This is a genomic window from Salinibacter sp. (genome assembly GCF_036626415.1).
Classification (GTDB): Bacteria; Bacteroidota; Rhodothermia; order Rhodothermales; family Salinibacteraceae; genus Salinibacter.
In genome coordinates, this window is the sequence record NZ_JAZKRW010000042.1 from 1 (window position 1) to 21,479 (window position 21,479).

General features: G+C 67.1%; 20 protein-coding genes and 1 tRNA gene. 14 read left to right on the plus strand and 7 right to left on the minus strand.

The genetic code is table 11. The features are described from left to right. Window positions 1–288 precede the first annotated feature (288 nt). Window positions 289–963: a deoxyribonuclease V gene (gene nfi / locus V5A20_RS06475; RefSeq protein WP_332315985.1), complete on the minus strand. Its 675-nt coding sequence runs from the start codon at window positions 961–963 to the stop codon at window positions 289–291. A 248-nt stretch (window positions 964–1,211) separates the two neighbouring features. Between nfi and V5A20_RS06480 the strand changes: the two genes are divergently transcribed. From V5A20_RS06480 to V5A20_RS06530, 11 genes are all read left to right on the plus strand, one after another. Continuing rightward, window positions 1,212–1,285: transfer RNA gene (locus tag V5A20_RS06480), tRNA-Val, on the plus strand. 101 nt (window positions 1,286–1,386) lie between these two features. Continuing rightward, window positions 1,387–3,357, plus strand: a complete 1,971-nt coding sequence (thrS, locus tag V5A20_RS06485) for a threonine--tRNA ligase (RefSeq protein ID WP_332315984.1) — start codon at window positions 1,387–1,389, stop codon at window positions 3,355–3,357. A 212-nt stretch (window positions 3,358–3,569) separates the two neighbouring features. After that, the gene (gene infC, locus V5A20_RS06490; protein WP_332326953.1) at window positions 3,570–4,052 is read left to right on the plus strand and encodes a translation initiation factor IF-3; all 483 of its coding nucleotides are present in this window, start codon (window positions 3,570–3,572) and stop codon (window positions 4,050–4,052) included. Between the two features lie 168 nt (window positions 4,053–4,220). Beyond that, window positions 4,221–4,418 carry a 50S ribosomal protein L35 gene (rpmI, locus tag V5A20_RS06495; protein ID WP_332315983.1) on the plus strand — a complete coding sequence of 66 codons (198 nt, stop codon included), beginning with the start codon at window positions 4,221–4,223 and terminating at the stop codon, window positions 4,416–4,418. Between the two features lie 154 nt (window positions 4,419–4,572). Further along, entirely contained in the window at window positions 4,573–4,920 is a 348-nt protein-coding gene (rplT, locus tag V5A20_RS06500; RefSeq protein WP_332315982.1) for a 50S ribosomal protein L20, read from the plus strand. A gap of 294 nt (window positions 4,921–5,214) precedes the next feature. After that, window positions 5,215–6,225, plus strand: coding sequence for a phenylalanine--tRNA ligase subunit alpha (gene pheS / locus V5A20_RS06505; RefSeq protein ID WP_332326944.1), 1,011 nt, complete (start codon window positions 5,215–5,217; stop codon window positions 6,223–6,225). Window positions 6,226–6,365: 140 nt separating this feature from the next. Beyond that, window positions 6,366–8,858 carry a phenylalanine--tRNA ligase subunit beta gene (gene pheT / locus V5A20_RS06510; RefSeq protein WP_332326945.1) on the plus strand — a complete coding sequence of 831 codons (2,493 nt, stop codon included), beginning with the start codon at window positions 6,366–6,368 and terminating at the stop codon, window positions 8,856–8,858. A 309-nt stretch (window positions 8,859–9,167) separates the two neighbouring features. Beyond that, a complete protein-coding gene (locus V5A20_RS06515) occupies window positions 9,168–9,575 on the plus strand; it encodes a dopamine receptor D4 (RefSeq protein ID WP_332315979.1) in 408 nt (135 codons plus the stop codon). Between the two features lie 26 nt (window positions 9,576–9,601). Beyond that, entirely contained in the window at window positions 9,602–9,931 is a 330-nt protein-coding gene (locus V5A20_RS06520; protein ID WP_332315978.1) for a cell division protein ZapA, read from the plus strand. 97 nt (window positions 9,932–10,028) lie between these two features. Further along, entirely contained in the window at window positions 10,029–12,041 is a 2,013-nt protein-coding gene (locus V5A20_RS06525; RefSeq protein WP_332326946.1) for an ABC-F family ATP-binding cassette domain-containing protein, read from the plus strand. A 160-nt stretch (window positions 12,042–12,201) separates the two neighbouring features. After that, a complete protein-coding gene (locus V5A20_RS06530) occupies window positions 12,202–13,410 on the plus strand; it encodes an FG-GAP repeat protein (protein ID WP_332315976.1) in 1,209 nt (402 codons plus the stop codon). Window positions 13,411–13,420: 10 nt separating this feature from the next. On the opposite strand, the gene V5A20_RS06535 is transcribed toward V5A20_RS06530, so the two are convergent. The 6 genes from V5A20_RS06535 to V5A20_RS06560 all read right to left on the minus strand — a co-directional run bounded on the left by V5A20_RS06535 (window position 13,421) and on the right by V5A20_RS06560 (window position 17,829). Continuing rightward, the gene (locus V5A20_RS06535) at window positions 13,421–15,151 is read right to left on the minus strand and encodes an amidohydrolase family protein (RefSeq protein WP_332315975.1); all 1,731 of its coding nucleotides are present in this window, start codon (window positions 15,149–15,151) and stop codon (window positions 13,421–13,423) included. A 6-nt stretch (window positions 15,152–15,157) separates the two neighbouring features. Further along, a complete protein-coding gene (locus tag V5A20_RS06540) occupies window positions 15,158–15,559 on the minus strand; it encodes a type II toxin-antitoxin system death-on-curing family toxin (protein WP_332315974.1) in 402 nt (133 codons plus the stop codon). 6 nt (window positions 15,560–15,565) lie between these two features. Beyond that, window positions 15,566–15,790 carry an AbrB/MazE/SpoVT family DNA-binding domain-containing protein gene (locus tag V5A20_RS06545; RefSeq protein ID WP_332315973.1) on the minus strand — a complete coding sequence of 75 codons (225 nt, stop codon included), beginning with the start codon at window positions 15,788–15,790 and terminating at the stop codon, window positions 15,566–15,568. A gap of 152 nt (window positions 15,791–15,942) precedes the next feature. After that, window positions 15,943–16,521 (minus strand): TlpA family protein disulfide reductase, encoded by a 579-nt coding sequence (locus V5A20_RS06550; RefSeq protein ID WP_332315972.1) that lies wholly within the window; start codon window positions 16,519–16,521, stop codon window positions 15,943–15,945. A 277-nt stretch (window positions 16,522–16,798) separates the two neighbouring features. Then, on the minus strand, window positions 16,799–17,353 hold the full coding sequence (locus V5A20_RS06555; protein WP_332326947.1) for a peroxiredoxin family protein: 555 nt from the start codon (window positions 17,351–17,353) through the stop codon (window positions 16,799–16,801). Between the two features lie 98 nt (window positions 17,354–17,451). Further along, on the minus strand, window positions 17,452–17,829 hold the full coding sequence (locus V5A20_RS06560) for a hypothetical protein (protein ID WP_332326949.1): 378 nt from the start codon (window positions 17,827–17,829) through the stop codon (window positions 17,452–17,454). A 155-nt stretch (window positions 17,830–17,984) separates the two neighbouring features. On the opposite strand from V5A20_RS06560, the gene V5A20_RS06565 reads away from it, so the two are divergent. The 3 genes from V5A20_RS06565 to V5A20_RS06575 form a co-directional block, all read left to right on the plus strand. Continuing rightward, window positions 17,985–19,094: a methyltransferase domain-containing protein gene (locus V5A20_RS06565; protein ID WP_332326950.1), complete on the plus strand. Its 1,110-nt coding sequence runs from the start codon at window positions 17,985–17,987 to the stop codon at window positions 19,092–19,094. 281 nt (window positions 19,095–19,375) lie between these two features. Further along, window positions 19,376–20,722, plus strand: a complete 1,347-nt coding sequence (locus V5A20_RS06570; RefSeq protein WP_332326951.1) for a TolC family protein — start codon at window positions 19,376–19,378, stop codon at window positions 20,720–20,722. Next, on the plus strand, window positions 20,719–21,479 hold a 761-nt coding region (locus V5A20_RS06575), incomplete at its 3' end, for an efflux RND transporter periplasmic adaptor subunit (protein ID WP_332326952.1). The genes V5A20_RS06570 and V5A20_RS06575, both read left to right, overlap by 4 nt.

Sequence of the window (21,479 nt, forward strand, 5' to 3'; positions counted from 1 at the left end):
AACGCCTGCGTCGGCGTGTCGAACACCGCCCGCACGCCGGCCCGCACGGTTTCGGGATCGAGCGCCTTGTCCTCCGTCTCTTCGGCCATGGCCTCGTTGAATCGGGCGAGGGTCTCGGCATCGTCAATCGTAGCGCGGCGGACGGAGAGGGCATCCATCGTGGGAAGGCATCTTTTCGGGGACTGGTGCAGCGTGTGTGGCTGGGGCGCCGTCTGCACTTCTACGACTGTACTTCTACGACAGGCGCCCTGTGGCAGAAGGAGTCGTCGGGCAGCAGTGACAGGCGCGCTACCCTTCCACTGTCTTCCGGCTGAGCTTGTGGGCCTGCCGGGTCGGTTCGGGGATCTTGTACGTCGGGCTGCAGTCCAGCATCAGGTCCGCCGCGTCCTCGAGCGTGCAGCGGTGGCCCACGCTCACGTAGACCGGATTCACGTCCGTCCGGGTGCGGAGCACCGTCCCGACCGTGTCCCCGTCGTCGACCAACGGCACGCGACTGCCCTTCTCGGGACCAAGCTCCCCCTGCGGCGCCCCGACGAGGATCGACTTCGCGACGCCGATCGCCGGAACGTCGAGCAGGACGCCCAGGTGACAGGCCAGTCCGAACCGGCGCGGATGGGCGCGGCCATGACTGTCGGTCACGAACACGTCGGGCGTTGGGCCGAGTTGGTCGAGCGCAGGGAGGACGGCCGGCAGCTCACGGAAGCTGAGCAGGCCCGGCACGTACGGGAACGGCGCCTCGCAGCGGTGAACCGCCTCGCCAATCACCGCTAGGCCCGGCAGACGAAGGACCGCCACGGCCGCCTGCGCCGTGTCGTCGCGCACACTCACATCCACCCCGGCGACCGTCTCGACCGTGTCCGGCAGGGGCGACGCTCGGACCTCCGACACGAGCCGACGCTGAATGCGTTTCGCCTTGTCGGTGGACACGTCCCAGTCGTGGGAATGCTGAAGGTCGATGTGCATGCGAGCACAAGCACGGGCAATTCGAAGAGTCCCCCTGGCGGGCCGACCGGCGGCGGACCGTCGTCTTCGGGCTGGATCAGAATGTAACCAGCGGGCCCGGCAAAGAAAACCATCTTTCCGTCCCTATTGCCGCGCCCCTCTCCGCCCAGTCCGAGCTCAAAGTTTCGGTGAATCGAGGCGAAAAAGAATCCTGATCGCAGTGTGAGCATTGGTACTGAATCCCAAGCAACGCCGAAAGGCCCCAGGTTGGGTCCATAGCTCAGTTGGTTAGAGCGCTACGTTGACATCGTAGAGGTCAGTGGTTCGAGTCCACTTGGACCCACTGCTGCCGCTCTCAGTCCCGGATGCGTTCGGGAGGGGGCGGCTTTTCTGTTGGCGGGCCCGCTCCCGCACCGCACTCCTCTCCGAAGGTCCTTGCTGCCCATGGCCGAAATCGACGAGAAGCAGATCACCATCACCCTCCCGGACGGCTCGACGCAGACCCATCCGGCGGGCACGACGGGCCGCGAGGTTGCTGCGAGCATCGGTCCCGGCCTGGCCCGCGACGCCCTGGCCATCAAGGTGAACGGCGAGGTGCGTGACCTGGCTCGGCCCATTGCCGAGGACGCCGAGATCGCGATCCTCACGTGGGACGACGAGGAGGGCAAAGAAACCTTCTGGCACTCCTCCGCCCACCTCATGGCCGAGGCGCTGCAGGAACTCTACCCCGAGGTCAAGTTCACCATCGGCCCCCCTATCGACCAGGGCTTCTACTACGACGTGGACCTGGGCGACCAGACCCTGTCGGCCGACGAGCTGGAGGCGATTGAGGAGAAGATGCGCGAGCTTGCCCGCCGCGACGCGGACTACGAGCGGCATGAGGTGTCGAAGGAGGACGCCATTCGGCACTACGAGGCAGAGGGCAACGAGTACAAGCTGGAGCTGATCGAGGACCTGGAGGACGGGGAGATCTCCTTCTACGAGCAGGGCGAGTTTACCGACCTCTGCCGCGGGCCCCACATTCCGTCGACCAGCCGCATCAAGGCGCCGAAGCTGCTCTCGGTGGCCGGGGCGTACTGGCGGGGCGACGAGTCGAACCCGCAGCTGACCCGCATCTACGGCATCAGCTTCCCGAAGCAAAAGCAGCTGGAGGACTTCCTGGAGCGGCGGCGGAAGGCGAAGGAGCGGGACCACCGCAAGCTGGGCCAGGAGCTGGACCTCTTCACCTTCGACACCGAGCAGGTGGGCCCCGGCCTCCCGATGTGGCTGCCGAAGGGCACCACGCTCCGACAGACGCTACGCGAAGTCTTGCAACAGGAGCAGGTGAAGCAAGGATACAAACCGGTCTGCACGCCCCACATTGGGCGGCTCGACCTCTACCGCACCAGCGGGCACTACCCGCACTACGAGGCGGACCAGTTTCCGCCCATGGTGACGGGCGAGACGGACGACGGCGAGGAGGAGGGCTACCTTCTGAAGCCGATGAACTGCCCGCACCACGTCAAGATCTACCAGAACGACCACCACTCGTACCGCGACCTGCCGGTGCGGCTGGCCGAGTTCGGGACCGTCTACCGCCAGGAGCAGACCGGCGAGCTCGGCGGGCTGACCCGCGTGCGCGGCTTCACGCAGGACGACGCCCACATCTTCTGCACCCCCGCGCAGGTGAAGGCCGAGTTCAAGGCCGTCATCGACCTGACGCTGCAGGTCCTCGACGCCCTGGGCTTCGAGGAGTTTGAGGCGCAGATCTCGCTCCGCGACCCCGACGACACCGAGAAGTACACGGGCCGCGACGAACTCTGGGACCGCGCCGAACAGGACATCCGCGAGGCGGTGGCCGAGACGGACCTCGACGCCTACGAGGAGCCGGGCGAGGCCGCCTTCTACGGGCCGAAGCTCGACTTCATGGTGGAGGACGCACTCGGCCGCGCCTGGCAGCTCGGCACCATCCAGGTGGACTACAACCTGCCGGAGCGCTTTGAGCTCACTTATGTCGACGAGCACGACGAGCGGAAGCGCCCGGTCATGATCCACCGCGCCCCGTTCGGCTCGCTGGAGCGCTTCATCGGCGTGCTCATCGAGCACTGTGGCGGCAACTTCCCGACCTGGCTTGCGCCGACCCAGGTGCAAATCATCCCGGTCGGCGACGACTTCATCGGCTACGCCGACGACGTGGCGGCAACGCTCCGACAGGAGGACGTTCGCGTCGAGATCGACACGTCCGACGAGACGGTGGGCTACAAGATCCGCGAGGCCGAGACGCAAAAGATACCGTACATGCTCGTCGTGGGCGGGGACGAGGAGGAGGCCGGAACCGTCTCCGTCCGCTCCCACGCCGACGGGCCCCAGGGCACCGTGTCGGTCGACGCGTTTCTCGACCGTGTGGGGACCGAGTTCGAGCCCACGCTTGACTAGCGCACCTGTCCCCTCGCCCACATCGGCTCAATTCAGGCGACCTTCACCGAAACCTCAAAGGGTCGTTTGCGTGTACAACAGATCCTGACTCGGTTGCTCGTGCTGGCGTCCGCTCGCCCCGCACAGACCGAGTTTTTCGTTCCCTCACGTTCTTTCCAAAAACCTTCGATCCTGCTATCGCTGACGTTGATAAACTTCGTGTAAACCAGGAAATCCGTGCCGATGAGGTTCGCGTCGTCGAGCCCGACGGGGATCATGCGGTCGTGCCCACCGGAGAGGCCCTTGACCGCGCCCGCGACCACGAGCTCGATCTTGTAGAGGTCGCGCCGGACGCCGACCCGCCTGTCTGCAAGATCCTCGACTACGGCAAGTACCGCTACGAGAAGCAGAAGGAGGAGCAGCGGCGCCGGAAGAAGTCGAAGTCCATGGAGATGAAGGAGCTTCGCTTCCGGCCCCGCACCGAAGAGCACGACTTCAACTTCAAGGTCGACCACGCCCGCGAATTCCTGGAAGATGGCAACAAGGTCAAGGCGTACGTCCAGTTCAAGGGGCGCGACATCGTCTACAAGGACCAGGGCATGGACCTGCTGCGCCGGATGATTGAGGAGCTGCAAGAGATTGCCCGCATTGATCAGCAGCCGGAGATGGAAGGCCGGCGGATGGTCATGATCCTCGCCCCCCACAAGAACAAGTAGGACAGCTGCATCCCTCGCGTGGACTGCGACCCGCCTGCAGCTGCGACCGCATCCGGAGGGAGCGTCGTTTTGTGGACTCTGTACGAAGGGGAACGCGCGGGGTCCCCTTTCATACGTAATGTCTGACTTTCGTGCACTCTGCAAACAACCCTTTTCGGGTGTTCTGCCATGCCCAAGATGAAATCCCACAGCGGTGCCAAGAAGCGCTTCAAGACAACAGGCAACGGCAAGATCAAGCGCAAGAAGGCCAACAAAGGCCACCTGCTGACTAAGAAAAATGCAAAGCGCAAGCGTCAGCTGCGCAAAAGTGTAATTGTTGACGACAAGGCAAACCGCAAGCGGATCAAACGCATGCTGGCCACCTAGGCGCACTGACGACTCGGCGGCCCCGCCGATGGAGGGCCTTGTTGAGGCCTCCATCTGTTGTTTGTGGAGTCTTTCCCGGACGAGGGTTGGTGTCCTCCTGGCGCTCGTCTATATTATGTTTTCGATCGTGTTGTTAAACTGACGTTTTGCTTTCATGCCGCGCGCAACGAACAGGCCGGCAACCCGTCGGCGACGAAAAAAAATTCTGAACAAGGCCAAGGGCTATTGGGGCCGGCGCAGCAAGGTCTACAAGGTCGCCAAGCACGCGGTCGAGAAAGGGCTGCAGTACGCCTACCGGGACCGCCGTCAGAAGAAGCGGCGGTTCCGACGGCTGTGGATCACCCGCATCAACGCCGCAACCCGCCAGCATGACGTGAGCTACTCGCAGTTCATGGGCCAGTACCGGAAGTCGGACCTGGACTTCAACCGAAAGGTGCTCGCCGACCTGGCCGTCCACGACCCGGACGCCTTCGAGCAAATCGTGGAGCACGTAATGGAGTAGGTCCGTGACGCGTGACGAGTGAACACCTCCATCTTACGAATCACGCTTCACGCATCACTCTTCACCAGCCGTCCTGCTGCGATGTCGCTTCGATTCCTGACGTTCCGGTTTGTCTTTGCGTTTTCGACCTCACGAACTCCGCAGGGGCGCTGATCGTCGACCGCCGACATTGCCGGTGATTGCATCCCGCCCCTGCCCCGCAGGCCCGGCGGGATTTTTTATTGCCCCGTCCCCGTGGAACTGAGGCGCGACGACGCGTCACTACGTGTACCCTTCGACCCGTGACCGCTTTCCATGCCCGACGACATTGACGCCCTCCGCGAGCAGATCGACGCCGAATCGATTGAGAGCGAGGACGAGGCCGAGCAGTTCCGCATCCAGTACCTCGGCCGCAACCAGGGCGCCATCCCGGACCTGTTCGACCAGATTGGCGACCTGCCGCCCGAGGAGCGCCCCGAATTCGGGAAGCGGCTCAACGCGCTCAAGGAGCGGGCCCAGGAGCGACTCGACGAGGCAAAAGCGCGGCTCAAGCGCGAGGAACAGGCCGGCGGGCCCGACATCGACCGCACGCTGCCGGGGCGGCGCGGCTTCCGGGGCTCTACCCACCCCCTCACGCAGACGCTCGATGAGATTCTGCGCATTCTGCGGGGACTCGGCTTTTCCACCTACGAGGGGCCGGAGATCGAGACGGACTGGCACAACTTCACGGCCCTCAACTTTCCGCCCGACCACCCGGCGCGGGACATGCAGGACACCTTCTTCCTGAAGGATGCCCCGGAGGACGAGGCCCCACGCGTGCTCCGCACCCACACCTCGCCCGGCCAGATCCGGATCATGGACGACCACGAGCCCCCAATCCGGGTGGCAGTGCCGGGGCGCGTGTACCGGAACGAGGCGATCTCGTACAAGTCGTTCTGCCTCTTCCACCAGGTGGAGCTGCTGTACGTAGACGAGGGCGTCACGATGGCGCAGCTCAAGCAGGTGCTCTACAGCCTCGCCCGCGCCCTCTTCGGGGAGGACGTGACGCTCCGCTTCCGCCCCAGCTACTTCCCCTTCACGGAGCCGAGCGCCGAGGTGGACGTGTGGTGGGCCGATGAGGACGGCGAGGACGGCGGGCAGTGGATGGAAATCCTCGGCTGCGGGATGGTGCACCCCAACGTGTTCGAGGCCGTCGACGTGGACCCGGAGCGGTACACCGGCTACGCGGTGGGGATGGGCGTGGAACGCATGGCGATGCTCCGCCACGGCATCGACGACATCCGGATTTTCTACGAGAACGATGTGCGGTTCCTTGAGCAGTTTTAGCCAACCGTTGGGCGCTTGAGGCCGTCTTGTAGGACCGTATTTCGTATTGCGTATTGCGTGGAACGGGCACCCGTACGAAATACGCAACACGCAATACGCTCACCCTCGAGAGTTGACTCGTTTCATCTCGACGCGAAACCGTGGACGTAAGCTACAACTGGCTGAATCAATATGTCGACCATGACTGGACGCCGGACGAACTGGCCGAGCGCCTCACGATGGCCGGGCTGGAGGTCGAAACCGTCGAGCCCATCGGCCAGTCGCTCGACGGCGTGGTGGTCGGAGAAATCCAAACCGTCCGCGACCACCCGAATGCGGACCGCCTCGTGCTCTGCGACGTGGACCTCGGGAACGGCGACCGGTCCCAGATCGCGTGCGGAGCGCCCAACGTGGCCGAAGGACAGAAAGTCCCGGTCGCCACGGTGGGCACCACACTGTCACTCCCCGATCCGGACACCCCCGGCGCGCGGCAGGAACTGACGGTGGAGGCGCGCGAACTGCGCGGCGAGGCGTCGAACGGGATGATCTGTGCGGAGGACGAGCTCGGGCTGTCCGGCGACCACTCCGGCATCATGGTGCTCGACGACGACGCGGCCGTCGGCACCCCCTTCCCCAAGTATCTCGACGCCCATGGCATTCCAGGCACCGACGCGGTCCTCGACATTGAGCTCACCCCCAACCGCCCCGACGCCGCCAGCCACCTCGGCGTGGCCCGCGACGTGTCGGCCCTCGCCGGCAGCGCCCTGAAGCGCCCTGAGGCACAGACGCCATCTCCAGGCGGTGAAGTGACCGACCAGATTACCGTGAGCATCGAAGACGAGGCCGGCTGCCCACGGTACGTCGCCCTTCGGGTGCGGGACGTGGACGTGACCGAGTCGCCCCTCTGGCTGCGCCGCCGGCTCACGGCCATCGGCCTGCAGCCGCGCAACCACGTGGTGGACGTGACCAACTTCGTCCTCCACGAGTGCGGCCAGCCGCTCCACGCCTTCGACCTGGACACGATCGCCGACGACACGATCGTGGTTCGCTCCACGGACGCGGAGACGACGTTCACCACGCTCGACGATGAGGAGCGGGAGCTGCCCGAGGATACGCTCCTCATCTGCGACGCCGAGAAGCCCGTCGCCGTGGCCGGCGTGATGGGCGGCGCCAACTCGGAGGTCTCCGCCGACACGACGGACGTGCTCATCGAGAGCGCGTACTTCGACCCGTCTACGATCCGCCGCACGGCCAAGGCGCTCGACGTGCAGACCGACTCGTCGTACCGCTTCGAGCGGGGCGTGGACCGCGAGGGGCAGGTGTGGGCCGCCGCCCGCGCCGCCGAGCTGATCGCCGAGCTGGGGAACGGCACCGTCGTCCCCGGCATGGTCGACGAGCATCCCCGCCCGCCCGCCGACACGACGGTGGCCCTCCGCCCCCACCGGCTCACGCAGGTCCTCGGCACCGAGGTGCCCACCCACGAGGCCCGACGCCTGCTCGAGGCCGTCGGCTTCGAGATCGACGGTGGCCAGGATGCGCTGCACTGCACCGTGCCCTCCTGGCGCCCCGACGTGTCGATTGAGGAAGACCTGATCGAGGAGGTGGCCCGCCTGCACGGCTACGACCAGATTCCGGAGCCGGAGCGCGTGCCCGTCCCGAGCCGCACGCCCCACCAGCCGCCCGAGGAGACGCTGGAGCAGCAGGCGCGCACCCTCCTGAAGGGCCTCGGCTACCGCGAGATCTACACCAACAGCATGCTGCCCATCGAGCGGGCCGAGCGCTTCAACGAGCCGCCGGCCGGGAGCGACAAGGCGCCGGTGGTGGAGACGAAGAACCCGATCTCCGAGGAGATGGCCGCCCTCCGCCCGCGCCTGCTGCCGGGCACGCTTGGGGTGATGCAGCACAACCGCAACCACGGCCAGGAAGCCCTCCGCGTCTTCGAGTTCGGCCGCGTCTTCCGCCGCGCCATCGAAGAGGACGAGCCGATCGTGCCGGGCTACTGCGAGCACCCGGCCCTGCTGATCGCCCTCAGCGGGCCCCACGCCCCGACCGGCTGGGACACCGAGCCGCGCACCGCGGACCTCTTCGACCTGAAGGGCACCGTCGAAGCGCTCCTGGAAGACCTGCGCGTGCCGGACCTCGCCCTCACGCCCCGCGACGGAAACGCGAGCGACGGCGAAGTGCCCCCCGTCACCCAGTACCCCATCGACGTCACCGCGGGCGACACGGCCCTCGGCACCGTTGCCCGTGTCCGCGACGACGTGGCCGCCGACTTCGACCTCGACACGCCCGTCTTCGTGGCCGAGTTCGACTGGGCCGCCCTCGTCGACGCCGCGACGGCGGAACAGCAGCGCGACTACGAGCCGGTGAGCCGCGTGCCGGTCGTGGACCGCGACCTCGCCGTGCTCGTGCACAGCGATCAGCCGGTGGGGCCGCTCCAAGACACAATCCGCGAGGCGGGCGCCCCCCTGCTCCGCCGCGTCGACGTGTTCGACGTGTACGCGGGGGAAGGGATCGAGGCGGACGCCAAGAGCGTGGCGTTCACCCTCCGCTTCGGCGCCGACCGCACACTCACAGACGAGGAGGTGGACGCCAAGATCGAATCGATGGTCGAGGCACTCGGACAGAACCACAACGCCCGTCTCCGACAGTAGCAGAGGCGGAGGAGGCGCCCTTCGCTCACGCTCACTGTCGCCCAGGCCCGCCCCCATGAGCCGCCGTCTGCTGTATCCGTACCTCGTGATTGTCATCCTCGTCCTCATTCTTCTGCTCTTCGGGTAGCCGCCTCGACGGTGCGCGGCGAGCCCACCGCAGCCGCGACGACGGACGAAACCGTCTCGAATCGTCGGCTGTTGTGTCCCTCTGTGTTTCTATGCCCGAAAACCGCCCGCGCCCCCGCCGCGGAAGGAAGAGGCTGTTGCCCGGGGTCGTCGTCTCAGCGTTTCATCAGCGCGGTGCTTATCATGGAGGACCCGACACACCCCTCGTTGCCCGACTCCGACCCTGCCCCGCCTGTGCCCTCGTCCGTCACGCCGGAGGAGGACTCCGTGGACGACGCCTCCTTGGACGACGACCTGACCCGGCTGCCGCCCGAGTACCAGGCCACGGTGCAGCGCCTCCGGGCCAAAGTGGAGCGGGCCGCCACCGCCCTTCGCCGCCTCCAGACCGAAAACGAGCGCCTGCGTCATCGCGTGGCAGAGCTGGAGCAGCGTCCCGCGGTGCATCCGGACACCACAGCCCTCATGCTGGACGACGACCCGGCCGCCCTCCGCGACCGCATCTCGACCTTCATCGAGGCCATCGACGCCCACCTCGACGACGGAGCCGACGGGGCCAGACCCGCGGCCCCCTCCCCGTCCGACCCCTCTTGAGAACAGGTTCTCGCGCCCCCGCCTTCATGGCCGATCCCGAGCCGACCAAATCCATTCGTGTGCGCATCCTGGGCCGGGAGTATGCCCTTCGCGTGCAGGCGGACGACGAGGCCCACACCCGCCGCATCGCGGCCTCCGTGAACGCTCGGATGAAGCAATTCAAGGACAACCACCCCGACCAGGCCGAACTGACAACCGCCGTCATGACGGCCCTCACTCTTGCCGAGGAACTCTTCCTCCAGCGCGAGGAGCACGAAGACGGCACCACGGCCCTCAATGAGGAGCTGGCCCACCTGTCGCAGCGCCTGGAGGAGGCGACCCCCACGCCCGACGACGCCCCGGACGCAGACGCGTAGCTCGCCCGGGGCCGTCCTTGCACCAGACGCCCCTCCGCCGTCCCTCTTCTGCAAGACGGGATCGGCCCCCCCGCACTGCTGAGCGATCCGTCCCTGCATGATCAAACTCGAGGACATTACGATCCGGTTCGGAGAGGCCCCCCTCTTCGACGACCTGTCGTGGACGATCACGCCCGACCCGCACCGCGTCGGGCTCGTGGGCCCCAACGGGGCTGGCAAAACGACGCTCCTCAAGGTCATCGCCGGGGACCAGCGAGTCGACTCGGGAACAGTGACGCGGGAGGGCGTCTCCATCGGCTACCTGGAGCAGGACGTGCAGGAATTGCCCGAGGACCGGACGGTCCGGGAAGAGGCCCTCCGCGCCTTCGAGGACGTGCTGGACCTGGAGGCGCAGGAGCAAGAAATCAGCCGCAAGCTGGAGGCGATCGACCACGAGCGCGATCGGCACACGAAGCTTCTCAACCGGCTGCACCGGGTGCAGGAGCAGCTCGACGCCCAGGAGGCCCACCGCGTCCGGCCCCGCACCGAGGCCACCCTCACCGGGCTCGGCTTCGACCCGGACGAGCTGGACCGCCCCCTCCGCACCTTCTCCGGCGGCTGGCGCATGCGAGCCGCGCTGGCCCGCCTCCTCCTCAAGCAGCCCGACGTGCTGCTGCTGGACGAGCCCACCAACCACCTCGACATCGCCAGCATCGACTGGCTTGAGGACACGCTGGAGACGTACCCCGGCGCCGTCCTCCTCGTGAGCCACGACCGCTCGGTGCTGGACCGCATGGTCACCTCCACCGCCGAGCTCGTGCGGGGCCGCCTCCTGCACTACGACGGCAACTACTCTCACTACCTGAAGGCCCGCGAGGCGCGCTACGAGCGCTGGCGCCGCCGGCACGAGAACCAGCAGAAGCGGATCGAGGAGATCAAAGAGTTCATCTCCAAGTTTCGCTACAACGCCGCCCGCGCCAGCCAGGTGCAGAGCCGGATCAAGAAGCTGGAGAAGATGGACCGGATCCCGCCGCCCCCCGATCCGGCCCCCGCCATGTCGTTCGAGTTTCCCGAGCCGCCCCGCTCCGGCGTCGTCGTGCTGGAGCTCTCCCCGTTCAGCAAGACCTACGACACGGAGCAGGGCCCCGAGACCGTCTTTACCGACGCCGGCCCCCTCACCATCGAGCGGGGCGACAAGGTGGCGCTCGTGGGCCCCAACGGCGCCGGGAAGTCCACCCTCGCCCGCATCATCGGCGGGATGGAGGACTTCGACGGCACCCGCACGGAAGGGCACAACGTCGAGATGGCCTTCCACGCCCAGCACCAGGCCGACACGATGGACCCAGACCAGACGGTGTTCGAGACGGTCCGCGAGGCGGCGCCCAACCGCCCGAAGACGGAACTGCGCAATCTGCTTGGGCGGTTCCTCTTTACCAACGAGGACGCGTTTAAAGACGTGCGGGTCCTCTCGGGCGGCGAGAAGAGCCGCCTCTCGCTCGCCCGCACGCTGCTGTCGCCCGCCAACCTTCTCCTCCTTGACGAGCCGACGAACCACCTCGACATCCAGTCGCGCGAGGTACTTATCGAGGCCCTGCAGAAGTACGAGGGGACCTTCGTGCTCGTGAGCCACGACCGACACGTGCTCGACGCCGTGGCCGAAAAGACGTGGCGCGTGGGCGGAGGCACCGTTCGCACCTTCCTCGGAAACTACTCTGAGTTCCGCTGGCAGGTGGAAGAGGGCTCGGCCCGTGCGCTGCGGGACGTCCACGAGACAGAGGCGCCGAGTCCCGCCGGGCCGTCGACCAACGGGCACGCGCCCTCCGACGACACGGAGGCGGACGCCGAGGCCCTCGATACGTCCGACGCCGACAGTCACCAGGACGGGCCCTTCGCCGACCTCAACTCGTATCAGCTCAAACAGAAGCTGGAGGAGACGGAGGCCCGCATTCTGGAAATTGAGGAAAAGCAGGACGAGCTCGAAGCGGCCATGGCCGACCCGGACGCGTACGAGGGGGACGGCGGGGCGGCCCGGGAGCTGTCCGACCAGTACAACGCGCTCAAGAAGGAGCTCGCAGGCCTCTACGAGGAGTGGGAGGTGCTCACCGAGCACGTCATGGCGCTGGACGACTGACGCGGGTCGGTGAAACGCGCCCGACGTGAAATGTCACTTCTTTTGTAGGAGTCTCGTCCTGGCCTACACCCCGATCGTCTCATTGGGCACCCGAGCGCCCCGGACCGGCCTCCCGGTCTGCCCGTTAGCGTTCCGTACTCTGCTTGGAACCGGTGTTCGCATGCTCCGCCCCCGCCTCTTCTTGTGTCTCGGCCTCCTCCTCGGGTTCGTTCCGACGGAGGGGCACGCCCAAATCGAGGCCCTGCCCCGCCCCGACACGCTGCAGGCCGCCTCGTTCGGCGTGTCCGTCGCCCTCGACGATTCGATCGCCGTGGTGGGCGCCAGCGGGGCCTCGGTGTGTGGCGACGACGCCGGGGCCGTGTTCGTGTATGAACGGCAGCCGGGTCCCCCCGTCACTTCGTGGGCCCTCACAGCCCGCCTCGTCCCGACGTCCTGTCGCGCAGACGCCTTCTTCGGGGCCGACGTGGCCCTCAGCGGCTCGCGGGTCCTGGTGAGCGCCTCCAGCGAACACTTTGCCGGAGAGGGCGAAAACGCAGCGTACGTGTTCAAGCGCTCGGCGGACGGCACCTGGCGACAGACGGCCCGCCTGACCGGGGCCCCGGACCGGCGCGAGGGACTCTTCGCGGCGGGCGTGGCGCTCGACGGCGACCGGGCGGCCGTGAGCACCTCTGGCAACCCCAACCGGGACGCTCCGGAGAGGGCCTACGGCGGGGCCGTGTACGTCTTTGAACACGACGCCGCCACCAATGCCTGGGTCCGGACGGCCCGCCTTCGGGCCGACGATCGACCGAACTCGGGAATGATCGGCGGTGACGTGGTCCTCGACGGCCCTCACCTGGCCGTGGCGGCCTCCACGTTTTTTGAGCGCGCACCCGGCTCCGTCTATGTCTTCCGGCACGCCCCCGCCACCGGAGACTGGCGCGAAGACGCGCACCTGCGCAACATCGACGCCTTCTTCATCTCTCTCGACCTGCACGGCTCGACGCTGCTGGTGGGGGAGAGCCGAGCCCGGGACGACGGGTCCGGCGCCGCCACCGTCTACACCCGTGGCGACACGTCCTGGCAACAAACGACGACCCTTCGTCCCTCGATTCCCTACGAGTCCGGCGCCTTCGGGACCACGGTGGCCCTCCACGACCGGCGCGCACTCATCACGGGCTACGACGAGCAGCTCGGCAACGAGATCAACATTGACCGCGTCGTCTACGTCTTTCGCCGGCGGCCCGAGGGCGCATGGGGGGAGCGCACAATTCTCGACATCGGGTCCGTCGACTTCGGCGCGTCCCTCGACCTAAGCGGGCCGGTCACCCTCGTGGGAACCGTCGCCGAGGACGAGTCGGGCACCGCGCACATCGCACGGGTGCCGTAGTCGCCCCCCGCTACTCCTCCTGTACCAGCCACACGCGGTCGATTTTTCCCTCCGTCACCCGGTAAAGGACAACCTGCTCAAGGGGCTCCGTCTCCGGCGCGCCCCGAATGGTCTCGTGGAGGGCCACGGTGTTGCCGATGGGGGCCGTATGGTGCACCTCTACGCGGAGCTGGTCGGCCGTCTGGAAGGTCGACGCGTACTGCTCGCGCAGGGCCGATCGCCCCTCCATCACCAGCGAGTCCGGATGCGCATACACCTCCAGGCCGGGCGCGAAGGCGTCGAGAAAGCCGCCAAGGTCATGGGCGTTGAACGCGTTGGCGCCCTGCTGCACGACGGCCTCCGGCGTTCGAGGCATCAGGTGTGTCGGGGGGTATACGCGGCCCTCTTTGATGACGCGGTGGATCGACGACACGTTCGTGATGTCCGCGAAGGGATTTTCGTCCAGCACCACGAGGTCGGCCTGCATGTCGGGGTCGAGTTTGCCCAGGTCGTCGCGGCCCAAGAGGCGCGCACCGCCCGCGGTGGCCGTGGCCAGAATCTCCTGCGGCGCGAGGCCCGCCGTCCGCATCAGCTCGAACTCGCGGACAAGCGCCGGGCCGTGGGGCGTGCCGATGTTGCCCGCGTCGGTGCCCGCCACGATGTCGATGCCAGCCTCGTGGAGGCGCGTCAGGTTGCGCATCGCCGTGGTGTCGGACGCGACGGTCGGCGCCTGCTCGATGCGCTGCCGAAGGCCCGCGGGCACGAGGGAATCGGGAAGCGTGCGCAGGTCGAAGAGCGACGCAATCACGTCCTTCTGCCCGATGTGGTGCTCGGCGGTCGTCAGGTCGAGCTGCTGGGCAAACGTCTCCCGGTAGCGCTCACTCACCATGAGGGTCGGGGTGTAAAGCACGTCGTTCTCGCGGAGAAGGCGCACGAACGCGTCGTCCACGGGCTGGTCAGAGACACTGTGGACCAGGATGTCGGCCCCGGCCTCCACGGCGGCGCGAGCGGTTTCGAGCTCCGTGGCGTGGACGGCCACCCGCGTACCGGCGTTGTGGGCCTCATCGACGGTCGCCTCGACGACCGGACGGTAGTCGGCCGGGGTCTCATCGGCGCCCACGATGTACCAGATCTTGATGAGGTCGACCCCCGCCATGATTTGTTCGCGCACCTCCTGCCGGGCGGCCTGCGGGTCTGTGATCTGCAGGATGGGCGGATCGCCCAGGTCGAGCGACGGGCGCGAGACGCTGGAGATGAGCGGGCCGGCGACCTTTACGGTCGGGGCCAGGGCCGCAGTGTCGGCCCGGGTCCGCACGTTCAGGTTCCACATCGGCCCACCCACGTCCACCACACTCGTGACGCCGCTGCGCAGGTAGCGGCGAAAGGTGTCGGGGAGCCGCTCCTTGATGCGGCGCAGCTCTTCGGCGTAGGGGCGTTCGGCGCGCAGGTCGATCACGTCGGGGCGCGTGTAGAGCCCGCCGCTCTGGAAGAAGTGGACGTGCCCGTCGACGAGGCCCGGCAGCACGTACTTGTCGGGCATCTCGTGCACGGTCGCCCCGGGGGGCACCTCCACCTCGCCCGACGCCCCCACCGCGGCGATGCGGTCGCCGTCCAGCACCACCGTCGCGTCCTCGATCACCGTCGAGTCGGCCGGGTTGAGGGCCGTGGGGCCGACCAGGGCCGTGGGCTGGGCCGCAACGGGCCCGACCCCGAGCAGAAAAAGGAAAACAAGCGTCCAGCGTCGAATGGGAAAGGAGACCATCGGGGTCTACTGGGGCTCAGAATTTTGCTCGATCCATCGAGCGAGTTCGTCTTCACTCGTCTCTCCCGCCGCTACTTGTTCTACAATCTGCACCATCTCGGCCTCGTCCGGATCAAACTGATATCCATTCCTCGCGAGAAACGCCCGGACCGTGAGGAGACCCGTTCGCTTATTCCCATCGACGAACGGATGATTCCGAACGATGCCGTGGCAGTGCGCTGCGGCGAGCTCAAAGGGCGACGGCTCCGCGAACGCATACCGATTTCGCGGTCGATCAAGGGCGCTTTCGAGCCGCCCCTCCTCCCGAAGGCCCGTCGTTCCCCCAAACCGACGGAGCGTCTCGGCGTGCATCGCCAGTACAAACTTCTTCGAGAGCCACGCCGGCTCGTTGTTCTGGGCATCCTCCATGACTCATCACGCAAGCTCGCGGAAGGCATTTCGATGTGTGCGCATGAACTCGCGCGCGTCTTCCATTGCCTCCGCAAACTCCGGGTCGTACGGCGTGAGCTGCACCCCATCCGGCGTCTGGATGGCGAAGAGCTCGTCCCCCTCTTCCACATCCAGATCTTCCAGGGTCGAGGTGGGGAGAATCACACCGAGCGAGTTCCCAATTTCGCGGACTTTCAGTGTGTCGGACATGCCGGGCGCTTTGATGATCGAAGAACTGTCTTAACAAAACCTACAACGCCCCCATCTGGCTACAGGATCCCACCGGGGCCCACTCGAACCCCGAGTACGGAATATCCTTGATCCAATGAATTCAGAACATTCTCTTTTCACAGCGTCCCGCCTCACGGCTCGCTCTTCTCCAGCCTCGTCTCACCCACCAGCCGCTCCAGGGCGTCGTCGAGTGCCCATTTGAGGATCACGCCACTGTGCTCGTACCGGACGCGGCCCCGTTTGTCGATCAGGTACGTGCGGGGCACCGCCTCCCCCGGAAAGTGGCGCGCCGCCACCGCCGGGTTGGCAATCTGTGGAAAGTTGATCCCCTGTTTCTCCACGAACGGACGCACCGCGTCCGCCCCGTCCCGGTCCACCGCGATCCCGACAAACTGCACGCCCTCGTCCGCAAACTCGCGCTGCAGGTCCACGAAGCCGGGCATCTCTACGCGGCACGGCGGGCACCACGTGGCCCACACGTTCACCACCACGACCGTCCCGCGGTGGTCGGCGAGGCGAAAGCGATCCCCCGCCAGCGTCTCGGCCTCGACGCTCGGCGCCGGGCGCCCCTCCGCGGCCAGGTCAATGCTCGGCATGTACTGCTGATAAACGTAGACCCCCATCACCAGGAGCAGGGGCCAGTGCCAGTAGGCCTTGGTGTAGGCCCAGACGGTGTGCCATGGGGAGCGGTCGCGATCGGAATCCGGCATACGAGGGGATCCGGGGTCGGTCAGTGCGCGGGCGTTGAGGGACAAGGCCGAGACGCAGCTATGTAAGCACGCAGAAATACGTTTATTCGAGGGTCATTCTGAGCGACCGACGACCGGAGGGAGGAGCGAGTCGAAGAATCTTACTGGGTCCAGCGCGAACGCTGATTTGGGAATATACCGGCCTGAAGGTCGCTTCTGCTGATCTTCGAAGAGATTCCTCGACTCCGCTTCGCTGCGCTCGGAATGACTTGTTGTTAAGGTTCTTTTGCGTGTCTACTTACAACGTCTCTCGAAGGAGCGCCTCCAGCAGGGGACGGATCCGGTCTTCGGTGGTCATGCCCGGAATGTGCTTGCGGATCTGTCCGTCGGGGCCGATCACGAACGTCATGGGCAGCCCCCGCACGCCGCCGTATTTTTCCGCGATGGAGCCGTCGCCCAGCCCGATCGGGTAGTTGATGTTCATCTCGTCGGCAAAGGCCTGCACCTCGTCGGGGCCGGCACTCCGCTCGAGCGCGACCCCCACGAATTGCAAGCCCCGATCGCCGAGATCCTTCTGCAACGATACGAAGTCCGGAATCTCGCGGCGACACGGCGGGCACCACGTGGCCCAGAAGTTGAGCACCACCACGTCACCACGCTGGTCAGCGAGGCGAAAGGTGTCGCCGTCCAGGGTGTTAAGGGCAAAATTGGGGGCTTCGTCCGTCGAGCCCTGCGGGCCATCGGCGGCGGGGGACGCCGGCTGCTCGGCCAGCACGAGGGTGACGAGCCCGCCCACGACGAGCAGGCCCGCGACGAACGATCCCGTCCAACTGGGAAGAGAGAAGTTGCACATAGAGATACAGGGGTCGTCTCCAAAGAATCGAACAGAGGGGGCACGCCAAGCGGTCGGCGAACGACCCTCAGGCGCCACCTGAGGGCGGATGGAGACGACTAAATTTGGAGGACGACCGGACGGAGGGCGTCCAGCACTGGGGAGACGGGCGGGGGGGAGACGGGCCACTGCGCCTCCAGAACGACAGATGGGGAGGCGTCGGACCCGAGCGATACATCCCCGGATGGAGCGTCGAGCGAGACGTCCGACGGCCCCGACGGCACCGCACGAACCGTCGCCACGGCGTCTCCCTCCGAGCAGGTCCATTGAGCGTCGGACGCGACAGCGGTCACAACGGCGGCATCCGACGCCGCATTGTCCGGCCCCGCGGCCCCACGGCACGGAGTAACGGACTGCAGCAGGGGCCCTACGACCAAAAGGAGGCCAAGGGCGACGGCCCAGCGGCCCACGGTGTCGGACGACCGAAGGTGATGCATGCGGAAGGGGGACACTTGATGCGTGGCTCTGTGTAAACCTTCTGCGCACAAATCGAGTTCCTCTGTCTCGTCCCCGGTCCCACTCGAACTGCCCCCCGTCCGGCCCGGCAGGACCGCGCCCGGCTCGCCTCCCCCCTCCCCGCCTCCGCTTCTCCATGCCGCCGTCCCCCTCGGTCACTCCTCTTCGCGCTCCGGACCGCACGCCCCTCCTGTTCACCGTGAATATGGGGCTGGAGGACGTGGTCGTGGACGAGTTTCGGGAACGGGCCGGGGCGGCGGGCCTCGACGTAACCGACACCGACGAGGCCCCTTTCGGCCTGCAGAGCTACGCCCTCGTGGAGGTCGACGCAGCCCCCGAGGACGCGCTCCACCTGGCCCGCCAGATGCGCTCGGTGCACCACGTGCTGGCGCCGCTCTACACGTTTACGCTCTCTACGGACGGGGAGGAGGCCCTCCAGACGATTCACGACACGGTGGCGGCGCTCGACGTGGCGGCGATGGAGACGGCCGGCACCTTCCGCGCCTCCTCGGTCCGGCAGGGGACCCACGACTTCACGAGCGTCGACGTGCAGACGTGGGCCGGCGGGGCCCTCGACGCCCGCTACGACGCGTCCGTCGACCTGGAGGACTACGACGTGGAGGTGCGGGTGGACGTGCGCGACGACCGGTGCCTCGTGAGCGTACAGCACACCCGCGAGGCCCTGAGCCGGCGCCAGCTGGAGGGCTACCAGCCGCGGGCCGCGCTCAAGGCGAACGTGGCCTACGCTCTCCTCCGCCTCGCCCACCTCGACGTGCCCCCGGACACGCTGCTCGATCCGTTCTGCGGCTCCGGCACCCTCCTGCTAGAGGCCGCCGCCCTTTGGCCCGACACACAGTGCTACGGCAACGACTGGAACGAAGAGGCCGTCGCGGGGGCCCGCCAAAACGTCGAGGCCGCGGGGCTCTCTGACCAAATTACGATCCGCGAGGGCGACGCGTGGCAGCTCGCCGACACGTTCGCGGACGTGACGGCGGACCTGATCGTTACCAATCCTCCCTTCGGCGTGCGCATGGCCAGCAGCATGGACTTCTACCCCTTTTATCGGCGCGTCCTGGGACAGATGGCCGAGGTACTGCGGCCCGGCGGCCTCGTGGTGATGCTGGTGCTGCGACAGGGCCCCTTCAACACGGTCCTCGGCGAGTCCGAGCAGTTCACGAGCCGCCACGTGCGGGCCATCGAGATCGGGGGGCTCTATCCGTACGTCTTCGTGCTGGAGCGCACCTGACGGGGCCTGTTCTTTTCTTCTACGAGTTCTTCTTCTTCCACAACGAACGGGGTCCACCGACGAGCCGTCCGCGCTGACACACAACGTGAAGCGCGACTGAGGGGGAGCTGCACGGCTCTAATCGGACTCTAACCTCTCTCTCACCGCCCTATAAGATCCCTTGGGTGGGGAGGATGTCTAACAATGTGCGTTTGCTGCTGAGGGGCTAGTGCGCCCCGAACGACGGGTCTAGCCAATGACACTCAGCCAACGACACTGTGGCTCAACAACGTCCTCCCTCAATGCACATCGATGGCTTTTCCTGGGCGAAAATCTTGTGTCTGATGTGTCTTGGGGTCCTTCCCACGGCCCTGCGCGGACAGCCCCTGCCCGACACCCTCACGTTCGACCGCACCCGTGAACTGCTGCGGGCCCACAACCCGCAGCTCCGGGCCGCCGGCGCCCGGGAAAAGGCACAGGGACAGGCCGCCCGGGCGCGCGCGCTCTTTCCGAACCCGGCGCTCAGCGTATCGGAGGAACGGACGAACCTCGAGGGCGACGGCGTGGACGACCAATGGTACCTGTCGGTCACGCAGCCCCTCCGCTACCCCGGCGAGCACAGTGCCCGGACCGCGGCGGCCCGCGCCACGGCCCGCGCCGCGGAGGCACGCACCCAAGAAGTGGCCGCCAAGCTGTACCGCACCGTCCGCCGCCGGTATCTCGACGTGGTGGTGGCCGAGCGCCGGCGCACCATCAATCGCCATTTCGCCGAGGCCATTCGGGAGGGAGCCCGGGCCGCTCGGGTGCGGGTGCAGGAAGGCGACCTTGGGACGTTTCAGCAGGCCCGTATTCAGGCGGCGCAGGCACAGTATGAGGATGGACTGGCGGAGGCGAAGCGCGCCCTGCGGACGGCTCGCACTGATCTCTACGCCCTGCTGCACCCCGGCAGCTCTCAGAAAGCTCCGGCCGACACCGCTGCGCTGCCGGAGGTTAGCGTGGCGGGGACCCTCCAGTATCGTCCCGTCCGTGTCTCCCAGGAGGCGGCCCTTCAGCGGGCCCTTCAACGGCGAGGACAGGTTCGAGCGGCCCGCGCCACGCTTGCGACACAGCGCAAACGGCTCACGACGGCCCGATACGGACGCCTGCCGAACCTCAGCGTCTCCGCCGGCCCCAAGACCCAAAGCCTTCCCGGGAGCGAAACCACGTTTGGCTTCACCGCCGCCCTCAACGTCGAGCTTCCGATCTGGAACGGCGGGCAGACCAACGTGGACGCCCGTCGCAACCGCCGCTCCGAGGCACAGGCGCGCCTGGAGGCCGCCCGTCGCCAGGTGCGAACCGACGTGCGCACGGCGATTGAGGACCTCCGCAGCTACCGGTCGCGCATCGAGACCGTCTCGCAGGACGTGCTGGCCGATACGGACTCGCTCCTTCAGAACGCCCAGTACGTCTACCAGGAGGGCGACATCACCCTCTTCGAGCTGCTCGACGCCATCGAGTCGGCCCGCTCGGCCGCGCTGCTTCGGACGCGGCTCACGGCCCGGTACCTGCGCGCGCTGTACGACCTAGAATACGCCCTCGGGGTCGGCCCCACCGATTCGCCGGTCGTCATCGAGGGGGCGCTTACTCCCCGCAACGCCGATTTCAAGTGACCGCCTTCCACCGCCGCCCGCGCCACGGGTGGGCCCTTTACCAGTACCAAATCATGATGATGCACCGTCGCCTCTCATTCGTGCTCGCGGTTCTCGGAATGTCCATCCTGCCCCTGATTGGGTGTGGGGAGCAGGGAGCTCCCCCGCCCTCCGCACAGGCTGACACCACGGCCGCGCCGAACACAATCACGCTGTCCGACGCACAGCTTCAAGAGGTCTCGGTGGAGACCACGACGGTGGCCGAGCGGCCCGTGACCACGACCCTTGAGCTTCCGGCCCGCGTGCGGCCGGGGGCCGACCAACAGGCCTACGCGACTTCTCTCGTCAGCGGGCGCGTCGAACGGCTTCGCGTCTCCCCCGGCGACCGGGTGCAGCGGGGCGAGGTGCTGGCCGACGTGGCGGCGCCGGAGCTGAGCGGAATGGTGGCGGACCTGCGGCAGGCCCGCGACGAGCTGGATCGCCAGCGGCGGCTCGACGAGCGCGGCGTGGCCGTCGAGAAGAACCTGCGGGCCGCCGAGCGGCAGTGGCAGGCGGCGCGCCAGCGGCTCCGCTCGATCGGCGTGCGGCCCGATCGCATCGAACGGGTCGCTACGGGACAGGAGGACCTCTCGACCCTGCCCCTGGAGGCGCCCCTCACGGGCGTCGTCCTCGACCGGATGACGGTGCTCGGGGCGCCGGTGGCCCAGGGCGAAAAGCTCTACCACATTGCCGACCTTCAGCCGATCCGCGTGGTCGCACGCGTCTTCGAGCAGTCCCT